At 37.4% G+C, this 13,180-nt stretch carries 15 protein-coding genes; 5 read left to right on the top strand and 10 right to left on the bottom strand.

The window, feature by feature from the left end; translation table 11 throughout:
* Positions 1-57 precede the first annotated feature (57 nt).
* A complete protein-coding gene (gene proB / locus FE813_RS05065; protein WP_048952799.1) occupies positions 58-1,161 on the bottom strand; it encodes a glutamate 5-kinase in 1,104 nt (367 codons plus the stop codon).
* A 100-nt stretch (positions 1,162-1,261) separates the two neighbouring features.
* Between proB and folA the strand changes: the two genes are divergently transcribed.
* Positions 1,262-1,750, top strand: a complete 489-nt coding sequence (gene folA / locus FE813_RS05070; RefSeq protein WP_065265383.1) for a type 3 dihydrofolate reductase — start codon at positions 1,262-1,264, stop codon at positions 1,748-1,750.
* Here the strand turns inward: folA and tadA are convergent, their stop codons facing one another.
* From tadA to ampD, 6 genes are all read right to left on the bottom strand, one after another.
* Positions 1,751-2,284 carry a tRNA adenosine(34) deaminase TadA gene (tadA, locus tag FE813_RS05075; RefSeq protein WP_139989732.1) on the bottom strand — a complete coding sequence of 178 codons (534 nt, stop codon included), beginning with the start codon at positions 2,282-2,284 and terminating at the stop codon, positions 1,751-1,753.
* Positions 2,284-3,135: a thymidylate synthase gene (locus FE813_RS05080; protein ID WP_139989733.1), complete on the bottom strand. Its 852-nt coding sequence runs from the start codon at positions 3,133-3,135 to the stop codon at positions 2,284-2,286. The genes tadA and FE813_RS05080 overlap by 1 nt, the downstream gene beginning before the upstream one ends.
* A 9-nt stretch (positions 3,136-3,144) precedes the next feature.
* Entirely contained in the window at positions 3,145-3,948 is an 804-nt protein-coding gene (lgt, locus tag FE813_RS05085) for a prolipoprotein diacylglyceryl transferase (protein WP_306468510.1), read from the bottom strand.
* 8 nt (positions 3,949-3,956) lie between these two features.
* Positions 3,957-4,754, bottom strand: coding sequence for a sulfite exporter TauE/SafE family protein (locus FE813_RS05090; RefSeq protein ID WP_139989735.1), 798 nt, complete (start codon positions 4,752-4,754; stop codon positions 3,957-3,959).
* On the bottom strand, positions 4,748-5,344 hold the full coding sequence (rppH, locus tag FE813_RS05095) for an RNA pyrophosphohydrolase (RefSeq protein ID WP_065250245.1): 597 nt from the start codon (positions 5,342-5,344) through the stop codon (positions 4,748-4,750). Before rppH ends, FE813_RS05090 begins: the two co-directional genes overlap by 7 nt.
* 525 nt (positions 5,345-5,869) lie before the next feature.
* On the bottom strand, positions 5,870-6,424 hold the full coding sequence (gene ampD / locus FE813_RS05100) for a 1,6-anhydro-N-acetylmuramyl-L-alanine amidase AmpD (protein WP_139989736.1): 555 nt from the start codon (positions 6,422-6,424) through the stop codon (positions 5,870-5,872).
* A gap of 114 nt (positions 6,425-6,538) precedes the next feature.
* Between ampD and ppdD the strand changes: the two genes are divergently transcribed.
* Genes ppdD through FE813_RS05120 form a run of 4 tightly spaced genes read left to right on the top strand, consistent with a single transcriptional unit; the run spans position 6,539 to position 10,273 of the window.
* Positions 6,539-6,979 carry a prepilin peptidase-dependent pilin gene (gene ppdD, locus FE813_RS05105; RefSeq protein ID WP_046938705.1) on the top strand — a complete coding sequence of 147 codons (441 nt, stop codon included), beginning with the start codon at positions 6,539-6,541 and terminating at the stop codon, positions 6,977-6,979.
* Positions 6,976-8,370 carry a GspE/PulE family protein gene (locus tag FE813_RS05110; protein ID WP_139989737.1) on the top strand — a complete coding sequence of 465 codons (1,395 nt, stop codon included), beginning with the start codon at positions 6,976-6,978 and terminating at the stop codon, positions 8,368-8,370. The genes ppdD and FE813_RS05110 overlap by 4 nt, the downstream gene beginning before the upstream one ends.
* Positions 8,367-9,584, top strand: coding sequence for a type II secretion system F family protein (locus FE813_RS05115; RefSeq protein WP_139989738.1), 1,218 nt, complete (start codon positions 8,367-8,369; stop codon positions 9,582-9,584). Before FE813_RS05110 ends, FE813_RS05115 begins: the two co-directional genes overlap by 4 nt.
* A complete protein-coding gene (locus tag FE813_RS05120; protein ID WP_065265374.1) occupies positions 9,584-10,273 on the top strand; it encodes a prepilin peptidase in 690 nt (229 codons plus the stop codon). The genes FE813_RS05115 and FE813_RS05120 overlap by 1 nt, the downstream gene beginning before the upstream one ends.
* Before the next feature lie 259 nt (positions 10,274-10,532).
* Here FE813_RS05120 and era read toward each other — a convergent pair whose 3' ends face one another.
* Genes era through lepB form a run of 3 tightly spaced genes read right to left on the bottom strand, consistent with a single transcriptional unit; the run spans position 10,533 to position 13,172 of the window.
* Positions 10,533-11,441, bottom strand: a complete 909-nt coding sequence (gene era / locus FE813_RS05125; RefSeq protein ID WP_139989739.1) for a GTPase Era — start codon at positions 11,439-11,441, stop codon at positions 10,533-10,535.
* Positions 11,438-12,121 carry a ribonuclease III gene (gene rnc / locus FE813_RS05130; protein ID WP_139989740.1) on the bottom strand — a complete coding sequence of 228 codons (684 nt, stop codon included), beginning with the start codon at positions 12,119-12,121 and terminating at the stop codon, positions 11,438-11,440. The genes era and rnc overlap by 4 nt, the downstream gene beginning before the upstream one ends.
* 1 nt (position 12,122) lies before the next feature.
* Positions 12,123-13,172 carry a signal peptidase I gene (gene lepB, locus FE813_RS05135; RefSeq protein WP_139989741.1) on the bottom strand — a complete coding sequence of 350 codons (1,050 nt, stop codon included), beginning with the start codon at positions 13,170-13,172 and terminating at the stop codon, positions 12,123-12,125.
* Positions 13,173-13,180 lie beyond the last annotated feature (8 nt).

Genomic DNA, 13,180 nt, shown 5'->3' on the forward strand with positions numbered 1-13,180 from the left:
TAAAAAAAACCGCACTTTGGTCAATGAGCAAAGTGCGGTTTTTTTAGTTAAAACATTTTATAAAATAATCAAATCATCACGGTGCATCGCGACAGAGCCATATTCATAACCAAGAATACATTCAATCTCTGTCGAGTTTTTACCTTTAATCAGTTGTAATGCATCACTATTATAACGAGGCATACCAAGCGCAATATCTTTACCGGACTGTGTACGAATCTTTACAACCTCACCACGAGAAAAACATCCTTCAATTGCAATAATACCAGCAGGGAGAAGCGATTTGTTTTGTATTAACATTGCATGTTCTGCACCATCGTCAATTGTAATAATGCCAGCGGAAGGGGCTGCAAAAAGCCATTGTTTCCGACTTTCTAAACGATTAGATTGATGAGCAATAAATTTTGTACCAATATTATGGTCATAAGCTAAATCAGCAATTACATTTGGCTGATTGCCTGGCGCAATAATTGTTTCAATACCTGAACGCGTTGCAACATCAGCAGCGATAATTTTTGTCATCATTCCACCTGTACCAAGATTTGTCCCTGAACCTCCTGCAATGGCACGAATATGATCGGTGATTTGTTCTACGATTGGAATTAATTTTGCATCTGGGTTTTTACGCGGATCACTATCAAATAATCCTTGCTGGTCTGTGAGTAGATAAAGTTGTTCAGCTTGAACAAGAATAGCCACTAATGCAGATAAATTATCGTTGTCACCGACCTTAATTTCCGCTGTTGCAACAGCATCATTTTCATTTATCACAGGAATAATTTGATTATCTAACAGGGCATGTAATGTATCGCGAGCATTGAGAAAACGTTCACGATCTTCAATATCCGCACGGGTTAATAAGATTTGTCCAATATGAATATCATAAATAGCAAATAATCTTTCCCAAGCCTGAATTAATTGGCTTTGACCTACTGCAGCAAGTAATTGTTTTGATGCGATTGTTGGGGGTAAGCTTGGATGATTTAAATAGTGTCTGCCAGCCGCAATTGCGCCCGAAGTAACGATAACGATTCGAAATCCATCATGGTGTAATTGCGCAATTTGACGAACAATTTCCATCATATGCGGTGAATTTAATTTTGGAGTACCTTGTGTTAGTGTACTTGTTCCAAATTTTACAACTATTGTTTTTTTAGTCATAAGTTTTTCCAAGTTTTTTATTTGTATTTTTACGTTATCACTAAATCAATGAAAAATCACTTAATATCAGGTATAGTAAAGTAAATTTTAGGGGAAATTTATGACATTGAGTTTAATTGTAGCGACAACCTTGAATAATGTGATCGGTAAAGATAATCAGATGCCTTGGCATTTGCCTGCAGATTTGGCATGGTTTCGCCGTAATACAACAGGTAAGCCCGTAATAATGGGAAGAAAAACCTTTGAAAGTATTGGGAGGCCGTTGCCAAAACGAATAAATATCGTACTTTCTCGTCAACCGTTTGAACATGAAGGGGTGATTTGGAAAAACAGCTTTGAAAGTGCGGTTAATTTTGTGAATGATTGCGATGAAATTATGCTAATCGGTGGTGGTGAATTATTTAAACAATATTTACCAAAAGCGGATAAACTTTATCTTACACAAATTCAATCTGAAATTGAAGGAGATACATTTTTTCCCACACTTGATTGGAACGAATGGATCGTTGAATTTGAAGAATATCGTCAGGCTGATGAAGATAATGAGTATGACTGTCGATTTTTGATTCTTGTTCGTAGCGAAAAATAATTATCTTTCTTCATAAGATGCTACATGCAATTGCTGTTTTTGTTTTTCTGCTTTTTTCTGTTCACGGCGTTTCTGAAAAAATGCGCTTAATTTATGACTACACTCTTCTGCTAATACACCAGATGTAATCTCCAGAGTATGATTCATCTTGTAGTCATCAAAAAAATGGAAACGTGATCCAATAGCCCCAGTTTTATAATCAGAAGCGCCGAACACAAGGCGTTTAATTCTACTATGCAAAATCGCCCCAGCACACATGGTGCAAGGCTCCAATGTCACATAAAGCGTGGTATTCAGTAAGCGATAATTTTGAATATTTTTCGCGCCATTACGCAAAGCGATAATTTCAGCATGTGCGGTAGGATCGCTTTGAACAATGGAGAGATTCCAACCTTCTCCAATAATATTTCCAGCATCATCAACCAAAACCGCCCCCACAGGAATCTCACCTAACGCTTCCGCTTTATCGGCAAGATCAAGGGCATAGCGCATCATTTTCTCGTCAAATTCTGACTGCACTTTTGCTACATCCATTAGACGGAAAACGGATATTTAATCGGATCATGAGATTGATAGCCAATGACTTTAAAATCATCCATCGTGACCCAAGTTTCTAAATCTTCAAGCGTTTTTATATCTGGATTGATTTCTAATTTTGGCAATGGAAAAGGCTCGCGTTTAAGTTGCACATCACGCATTAACTCAAGCTGATCTTCGTAAATATGCGCATTCACAATTTTATGATATGACTTGCCTGCTTTTTTGCCCGTGATCTGAGCCATAAGCGCTAAGAAAGTAAACACCTGAATTTGGTTGAAATTCAATCCAAGCGGAACATCACAAGAACGTTGATAACTAGTGAGATGTAAAGTATCGCCCACAAGGGAAAAAGTATGCGTGTGCATACAAGGACGAAGACAACCAAGATCAAACTCTCCTGGATTAAAGAAGGTTAAAATTTCCCCTCTATCATCAATGCCCTTTGTCAAATTATTAACAATTTTGCGTAGCTGATCGATGGTTTCACCATTAGGTTTACGCCATGCTCTGCCTTGCACACCATATACGCGCCCCATATCGTCAACACCTCTACGGTGTGGGTTCGCTAGCCATGCGGTATTTTCATTCGCATTGGCATCCCAAGTTTTAGTGCCAAGTGCGCGGAAATCAGCGGCATTGTCATATCCACGAATATAACCTAAAAATTCGGCAATTGCCGCTTTCCAATAACTTTTACGCGTTGTTATCAACGGAAATTGATTATTCGCCACATCATATTCTAAATCTGCATTAATGACGGTGAGACAGCGCTTACCAGTACGCTCATTCGCAATCCATTCACCTTCATTAACAATGCGACGACAAAGATCAAGATATTGCTTCATAAAAATCTCCTATTTTATTACCGCACTTTTGCGTGAATAAGCCCAAGCCATAATTAAAGTCCCACCAATAATCATTGGTAAACAAAGCGCTTGTCCTCTTGTAATGACCTCAAAGAAGTTTTCAACTTCAGGTTCACGCACATATTCCACAATAAAACGGAAGACGCCATAACCAATTAAGAATAAGCCTGCAACAGAGCCCATTGGACGTGGCTTTTTAATAAAAATATTCAGAATGGCAAACAACACTATGCCTTCTAGAAAAGCTTCATAAAGTTGTGATGGATGACGAGGTAGTAACAGAGGATCATTCGGGAAAATCATTGCCCAAGGCACATCCGTTTCGCGACCCCATAGCTCAAGATTAATGAAATTACCAATTCTGCCTAAACCTAAACCAAACGGAATCAAAGGCGCAACAAAATCAGCCGTTTGCCAAAAATTACGTTTTTGTGAATAAGACGTCCAAATCATGGCAACAATGACGCCTATTAAGCCACCATGGAAAGACATTCCACCTTCCCAAACGCGGAATAAATAAAGCGGCTCTTGTAAGAAACGATTCAAATTATAAAAAAATACATCGCCAACACGTCCGCCAATAAATACGCCCATAAAACCATTGAACAGTAAGGTATCAACTTGATCCACTGTCCAACCACTATTTGGACGATTAGCACGACGAACTGCAAGCCAGCGTGCAAAAATAAAACCCAAAAGATACATCAAACCATACCAACGTAAGCCGATATTGCTATCACCAAGAGTAAAAATGGTTGGATCAAAATGTGGAAGTGTTAGGTATTGATTCATAATTTCCCTTATTTTAGAAACATATTAATAGCAATAGCGATTAGTAATACTGCAAAACCTTTTTTCAATGTAGTTACGGGCAGTTTTGCAGTGGCATTTGCACCAAGTTTTGAAGTGAAAAATGATGTCGTAGTAATACCTACAACAGCAGGTAAGTAAATATAGCCTAAAGAATATTCAGGCATACTAGGATTACTTAAGCCTCCTAGTATAAAACTAAACATCCCAGATGTGCCGAGTAGCATGCCACAAAATGCCGAGGAACCAATAGCCTTTTTCATATCAATACCACGTGAAGTTAAAAATGGTACGATAAAGCCGCCTCCACCGATACCCGCGGCACTGGATGCTATACCAATTAAAATGCCACCAATAATGGAAGATAAGGTAGTTAAAGGTTTTATTTTCTTGTGTGATTTAGGTTTAATAGATAACACCATTTTTATGGCAAGATAGATAACTAGGCAGGCAAATAATTTTGATGAAATATCACGATCCAGTTTTCCGATAAAAAAACCGAAAATAAAGACAGTTAGCATGATGGAAGGTGCAAGAACCTTTACTGCTTTCCAGACAACATTACCTAATTTATGGTGACGTTGCGCTGATGAAAATCCAGTGATAACAATAGTGGCAAAAGAAGTACCAAGCGCAGTAGACATGAGAAGCGGTTCAGGTACTCCCATAATGGGTAGCAGATAGACTAACGTAGGAACAATGACTAATCCACCACCAATACCAAAAAGACCCGCTAAAAAGCCTACAACAGCGCCAACTAACAAGCAAAGTATGAGAAAAGTTAGCATGAATCATTCCTTGTTTTATAAAACGGACGTTTAGAATATTTCGATGTATTACGCTTTTTATTATATGAATAATGCTTTTGTTCTGTATCATATATCGTCGTATGAATAGGAGGATTATCTGAGAACAATATGTTAGAAAATTCCTTCATTGCCTTACGATATACATCCTTTTTAAAGGATACAACTTGGCGAACAGGATACCAAAAACTTACCCAACGCCAGCCATCAAATTCTGGTGATTTGGTTGTTTGCATATTGATATTTTTTTCATCGCCAACAAGCTGCAACAAAAACCAGCGTTGTTTTTGCCCTATACACATCGGTTTGCTGTCATAACGCAACAAACGTTTTGGTAATTTATAACGCAACCAATGCTTAGATACATATAAAATGCGCACATCTTTAGGCTGTAGACCTACTTCCTCGTACAGTTCACGATACATCGCTTGCTCGGCACTTTCATTATCATTAATGCCACCTTGCGGAAACTGCCAAGAATTTTGCCCACAGCGCTTCGCCCAAAGCACTTGCCCTTTGCGATTACAAATCACAATACCCACATTTGGACGGTAGCCATCAAAATCGATCACTATCGTTTTACCTTAAATTTTTCATATAAAAATAGTCTGCAGATTGTTTCATAAATCACTGTTTTTATCAACCAAAGGGCTAGTTACACAATAAAATACACAGATTGTGGATAACATTGTGAATAACGGATTTCTGATTGTGAATTGATCACGTAAAAACAGGGAAGGATCCTTATCACATCGAACTTAAAAATAAATTGAGTTATTTTCGATCTAAAAATCTAAAGAAAAAATAAACCGCACTTTTTACATACAAAAATAGAAGAAAGTGCGGTAAAAAAATACAATTTTTAAAGCGATTCCATTCATCAAAGATCTTTTGGTCATCTCTTTGAGTTATTCAATATTTCTGTGGATAAAATTGTGGTTGAGAAAATCCATAATGTTGTATAACTCAAACAAACCTTTCCAAGATAATTCCAAGGTAAAATTTATCCATTTAAATTCAAGTATTTAGCAGCAAAATATGACAATGTTTGTAATACACAAAAGTCTCTAAATTTTAATGTCTAATTTTTGAACAAATTATTTTAGGCTAGCAAAATAACGCTTCCAATCAAAATATTGACCTGGATCGATCTTACGTCCTGGCGAAATATCACAATGCCCAACAATTCGATCTTTCGTAATCTTAGGATAACTTTTCATGATTAGGTTAGTTAATTCTTGCAATGCCAAATACTGCTCATTAGTAAAAGGTTGTTCATTACTACCTTCCAACTCAATTCCAATGGCAAAATCATTACATTTTTCTCGCCCTTGAAAGCTAGATAATCCAGCATGCCAAGCCCTTTGGTTAAAATTAACATATTGCGTGATTCGCCCATCTCGTTCAATCAAACAATGGGCAGAAACACGCATTTGATGAATTTCTTCAAAATAAGGATGAATCTTAGGATCTAATTTCCCTTGAAAAAAATCATCTATATATCCGCCACCAAATTGTTCTGGCGGTAAGCTAATGTAATGGATCACCAGAAGTGAAATATCTTGTAAATCTGGGCGCTCATCAAAATGCGGAGATGGAATTTGTCGACAATTAGTCAGAAATCCTTTCTCAATATCTTTTATTTTTCGCATACATTTTTCCTATTTTTGCGATCAGGATCGCAGAAAAAGTGCGGTCTGTTTTACAAAACCATTTTCCCTTTTCACAATATTTCAGCCAATAAAGGCTTAACGAAAGGAAAATAAATGAAACTAACTACACAAACTACCTTGAAAAAAGGCTTTACCTTAATTGAATTGATGATAGTCATCGCCATTATCGCGATTTTAGCCACTATCGCTATTCCTTCTTATCAAAATTATACCAAAAAAGCGGCGGTATCCGAATTACTGCAAGCTTCCGCACCTTATAAGTCAGACGTGGAATTATGCGTTTATAGCACAGGTAAACCTTCCAGTTGCTCGGGAGGAAGCAATGGAATTGCGGCTGATATTACAACAGCAAAAGGCTATGTAAAATCAGTGACAACAAGCAACGGTGCAATAACAGTAGCGGGTAATGGTACATTAGACGGAATGAGTTACACACTTACTGCTGAAGGCAATAGTGCAAACGGCGTTACATGGAAAACTACCTGTGGCACAACGAATGCCGATATTTTCCCTGCTGGATTCTGTTCAAAATGATCGACTTAACTAGTGCCAAACCTCGTGTAAAAGCACAAAATGGCGAGATATTTACGATCTCGCCAGATTTATGGGGGCGTAATCAGCAACAACAGTCGCTACTCTTACGTTATTTTGCGTTACCACTCAAAGAAGAAAATAATCGTCTCTGGCTAGGTGTAGATTCTCTTTCTAATCTTTCCGCCTGTGAAACTATTGCGTTTATAACCGATAAACTTGTTGAGCCAGTTTTATTAGAAAGCACTCAACTTAAAGAACTATTACAGCAACTTGCCCCAAATCAACTTCAAGTGGAAGAGCAAGTTAAATATTACCAACATCAAGAACAGCCTCATCTTGAACAACAAGATGATGAGCCTGTCATTCGCTTGCTTAATCAAATTTTTGAATCTGCTTTACAAAACAATGCCTCAGATATTCATTTGGAGACCTTATCGGATCATTTCCAAGTGCGGTTTAGAATAGACGGCGTTTTACAAGCTCAGCCTCCACTTAGTAAAAATTTGGCTAATCGAATTATTTCTCGCCTAAAACTGCTCGCTAAATTAGATATCAGTGAAACCCGCCTTCCACAAGATGGGCGATTTCAATTTAAAACTACGTTTTCTGATATTCTTGATTTCCGTCTTTCAACGTTACCAACCCATTGGGGAGAGAAAGTTGTCCTGAGAGCACAGCAAAATAAACCAGTAGAACTCAGCTTTTCTGAACTAGGCATGACTGAAAGTCAACAGAAAGAATTTCAACGCGCGCTTAGCCAACCACAAGGATTAATTTTAGTAACTGGCCCCACAGGAAGTGGGAAAAGTATCTCACTTTACACCGCACTTCAGTGGCTGAATACGCCAGATAAACATATTATGACCGCTGAGGATCCCATTGAAATTGAGCTTGATGGCATTATTCAAAGCCAAATTAATCCACAGATTGGATTAGATTTTAGCCGTCTATTGCGCGCTTTTTTACGTCAAGATCCCGATATCATTATGCTAGGTGAAATTCGCGATGAAGAAAGTGCAATGATTGCACTACGTGCTGCTCAAACTGGGCATTTGGTGCTTTCAACTTTACATACCAATGATGCAATATCTGCCATTTCTCGCTTACAACAACTCGGTATTCAACAACATGAAATTGAAAACAGTTTACTACTCGTCATTGCGCAACGTCTTGTACGAAAAATCTGTCCAAAGTGCGGTGGAAATTTAATAAATTCTTGTGATTGCCATCAAGGTTATCGAGGTCGAATCGGCGTGTATCAATTTCTATATTGGCAGCAGAATGGCTATCAAACGGATTTTCAAAATTTACATGCGAGTGGTTTAGAAAAAGTTAGCCAAGGTATAACAGATGAGAAAGAAATTGAACGTGTGTTAGGTAAAGACTCATGACTAAAAAACTCTTTTATTATCAAGGTAGTAACGCATTAAATCAGAAACAAAAAGGCTCAATTATTGCGGATACAAAGCAACAAGCACACTTTCAATTAATAAGCCGCGGGCTTACTCACATCAAATTACAACAAAACTGGCAATTTGGGGCAAAGCCCAAAAATTCAGAAATCAGTGAATTACTCAATCAATTAGCGACATTGCTACAGTCCGCAATTCCGTTAAAAAACAGTCTGCAAATTTTGCAACAAAATTGCACTCAAATTATGCTCAATGAATGGCTTGAACGACTGCTTCAATCCATTGAATCTGGTTTAGTATTCTCACAAGCCATTGAACAACAAGGGAAATATCTCACTCAACAAGAAATTCAACTGATTCAAGTGGGAGAAATGACGGGCAAACTTTCCGTTGTTTGTAAAAAAATAGCCACGCATCGTAGCCAATCTTTAGCATTACAACGCAAATTACAGAAAATTATGCTGTACCCGTCAATGGTGTTGGGAATTTCTCTATTATTGACACTCGCGTTACTACTTTTTATCGTGCCTCAATTTGCTGAAATGTACAGTGGCAATAATGCTGAGTTACCAACAATAACCGCAATATTGCTCTCTATATCCAATTTTCTTAAGCAAAATATTGGCATTTTGCTATTTTTCGCTTTTAGTTTTTTTCTATTTTATAACTTCTATCTAAAACGCCAAACTTGGTTTCATCAAAAGAAAAATCAACTTATTTCTATCACGCCTATTTTTGGCACAATTCAAAAGCTTTCACGTTTAGTGAACTTTAGTCAAAGTTTACAAATTATGTTGCAGGCTGGTGTACCGCTTAATCAAGCACTAGAGAGTTTTCTCCCTCGCACACAAACGTGGCAAACCAAGAAAACGCTTGTAAATGACATCGTATTAGATAAAGAAGTGCGGTCAATTTTACAATGGGTTTCTCAAGGTTATGCCTTTTCTCATAGTGTAAATAGCGATCTTTTCCCGATGGAAGCACAACAAATGCTCCAAATTGGCGAACAAAGTGGAAAACTCGCTTTGATGCTAGAGCACATCGCGGATAATTACCAAGAAAAACTTAATCATCAAATTGACTTACTCTCACAAATGCTGGAACCATTAATGATGGTGATCATCGGCAGTCTGATTGGAATTATTATGATGGGGATGTATTTACCTATCTTTAATATGGGTGCAGTGATTTAATGATTTACTTAGCCTCATTTTTATTCGGTGGGATTAGTGGCGTAGTTTTATGGTGCTATGTATCGGAGTTTATTACTTGTTTACAGAAAGATATTTATGATGCTTATATTGAATTGTTCCCAGAAAATGCCCCATTTTTTCAACCTGATGCTTCGACAATTCAACAGAAAAAGTGCGGTCATATTTTAGTTTACTTTTTTAGTGTCGGTTTTTTATTTCTCTTTTTGCATTTGATATTAAAAAATGAATCTCTCTTATTATGGGCTGGAGTAGTACTTCTTATGCTTTGGACAATGAGTTACCTTGATTGGCATTATCAACTTATTTCTCCAACGCTTTGCTTAGCATTATTTGCTTTAGGCGTATTAGGGGCTTATTTCTATTTTTCCCCTTTATCGTTAATCGAAAGCTTGCAAAGCTCAGCTGGTTTCTTCTTTGTTTTTGGGCTCATTTATGGAGGGGCAAAAGTTTATTATGGTAAGGAAGTTTTTGGTAAAGGTGATTGGTGGTTGTCATTAGGGTTAGGTAGTTTTACTCCATTGTCACATTTACCACACTTTTTACTCATAGCGTGCTTATTAGGAATCGTTTTTACATTGGTTTATCGACGAAAATCCCGATTCTTACCCTTTGCACCTTTTATGTGTATATCGGCAATCGTGTTATTTATTGTCCAAATTTATACTTAATTTGTACTATTTATGCCAAATAATTTAAATATAGGATGTTTATTTACCACATTTTATAATCAAAGCTTGTTAGTTGGATTCCTCCGCAATTTTGATCCCTATATAGTAGATAAAAGATTGAAAAAGTAGTTGCTAAATTGAATCAATAGGAAAAATAAAAGGATATTTTTTATGGAAAATTTATAACTGTTATAAATAGAAAAATCGCATTATGCCTAGCATAATGCGATTTTAAGAATATCAGAAATATTACCGCACTTTATTCATCCATATATCCTAAACTACGCAGTGCACGTTCATCATCTGCCCAACCTGACTTCACTTTCACCCAAAGTTCAAGATGGACTTTGTTATCAAATAAACGTTCCATATCAGCGCGTGCTTCCATACCAATAGTTTTAATTTTTTGACCGCCCGCACCAATTACCATTTTTTTCTGGCCTTCACGTTCAACGAGAATTAGTCCATTTATTTCATAAGTGCCACGTTCATTCACTTTGAACTGTTCGATTTCAACAGTAACAGAATAAGGTAATTCTTCACCGGTAAAACGCATTAATTTTTCACGGATTATTTCCGATGCCATGAAACGTTGCGAACGGTCTGTGACATAATCTTCTGGAAAATGATGGACACCTTCGCGTAAAGATTGGCGTACAATTTTCTCTAATTCATGAACATTATTACCACGCTGTGCAGAAACTGGCACAATGTGAGCAAAATTAAATTTACCGCTAAGTTCCGTAATAAACGGCAATAAATCATCTTTATTTTTGATGTTATCTACTTTGTTAATAGCTAACACAACTGGTGATTTTGCATTGCGTAATTTGTTTAGCACCATCTCATCATCTGCATTCCAGTGTGTGCCATCCACGACAAAAATAATTAAATCAACATCGCCGATAGCACTACTTGCTGCGCGGTTCATTAAACGGTTAATCGCACGTTTCTCTTCAATATGAAGTCCCGGCGTATCCACATAGATTTCTTGATATGCCCCTTCAGTTTTAATCCCAACAATACGGTGACGCGTGGTTTGTGCTTTACGCGATGTAATTGAAATTTTTTGTCCTAAAATTTTATTTAAGAGAGTTGATTTACCCACATTTGGGCGACCTACGATAGCAATAAAGCCGCAATAGGTTTTGTCGAATTGTTCGGTCATTTGATGTCCAGTTCTTTTAAAATTTGTTCTGCTGCTGCTTGTTCAGCTTTACGACGGCTAGATCCTTTTGCCACAAAAGTGCGGTCAATTTTATCCGCACTTTTCACTTTGCATTCAACAGTGAAAATTTGGCAATGGGCTTCGCCTTGAATACTAACCACTTCATAAGTTGGCAATGGTAGATGTTTACCTTGTAAATATTCTTGTAAACGAGTTTTCGCATCTTTTTGGTTATCGCCCGGTTTAATTTCAGCTAATAATTGTTGATACCAATTTCGAATCACTTGGGTTGTCATAGCCAATCCTTGATCCAAAGACATTGCGCCAATAATCGCTTCTACACAATCGGCAAGAATAGATTCTCGGCGAAAACCACCGCTCTTTAGCTCACCAGAACCAAGAGACATATAATCGCCCAATTCAAATTGACGCGCTAAAATCGCTAAAGTAGGTTCTCTCACCAAAGTAGCACGCATACGGCTCAGTTCGCCTTCATTACAACGTGGAAACTGATGATAAAGCGCCTCTGCGATAGTGAAATTAAGAATAGAATCGCCTAGAAATTCTAGGCGTTCATTATGTTGAGTCGCCGCACTTCGATGTGTAAGTGCCTGCTTTAAGAGCGCAATATTATTAAAACGATAGCCGATTTTACGCTCAAGTCGATCTAAATGATTCATCTTATTTTATTGCTGTAAAGAAACGATCAAAACGGAAACCTGTTGGCCATTCATTCGCTTCTTTTTCTAAGCTCATCCAAATATAAGTGGCTTTACCCACAATATTTTTTTCAGGCACAAAGCCCCAGAAACGGCTATCATCGCTGTGATCGCGATGATCCCCCATCACAAAATACTGCCCTTCTGGCACAAGCCATTCTGCAGTTTGCATACCTTCTTGTGGGAAAAACTCAGGACCTGAATAACGACGATATTCACTAATTAGTACATTGTGTGTCACATCACCTTTTTCAGTCAATTCTAATTCATTCGGAAAAGCAGGATTTGTTGGATTTTGTGTATATTCAAACGCCTTGGTTTCGCAATCAATTTCACAAGGTTTGCCTTCTTTGCCATATACCACTTTTAGCGTTTTTTGTTCCGGATCAAAAATGACACGATCTCCGCCCTTTCCAACAATACGCTTAATATAATCAACACCAGACATATTATCTTTTGAACTTAACGCTAAATTTTCTGCAAAAGCCGCTCGCGTTGCCCCAAGACCAGTACGAATTAAAGCTTGTTCAGGTGCCTTGAATACAATGACATCCCCACGTTGAGGTTTATTTCCAGCAATAATTGTATTTTGGAAAATAGGATCTTTGATGCCATAAGTATATTTGTTTACGATTAAAAAATCGCCCACTCGTAGGGTTGACTCCATTGAGCCAGAAGGAATTTGAAATGGTTCAAATAAAAAAGAACGCACTAAGAATACGACAGAAAGTACTGGAAAAAGAGATGATAAAAATTCAGAAGCCTCAGAGACCGGTTCAATTTTTGCTTTTTCTTCATCTGTTAATGCCTGACCTGAACGCTGTTCAGCACGTGCGATTTTACGATTCCGTTTTGGTGTTACCACAAAATAATGGTAGCACCATAAGATCCCTGAAAGTGCGGTCAAAATTAGCAGTACAATACTGAATGTGTTTGGTAATTGGAAATAATCCAATAATTTCCATACTCCAAAACCAACAGCTAGTAAAATCACAAAAAATAAATTTGACATAATTTTCC

This window comes from Haemophilus seminalis, assembly GCF_006384255.1.
In the GTDB taxonomy this organism is placed as follows: domain Bacteria; phylum Pseudomonadota; class Gammaproteobacteria; order Enterobacterales; family Pasteurellaceae; genus Haemophilus; species Haemophilus seminalis.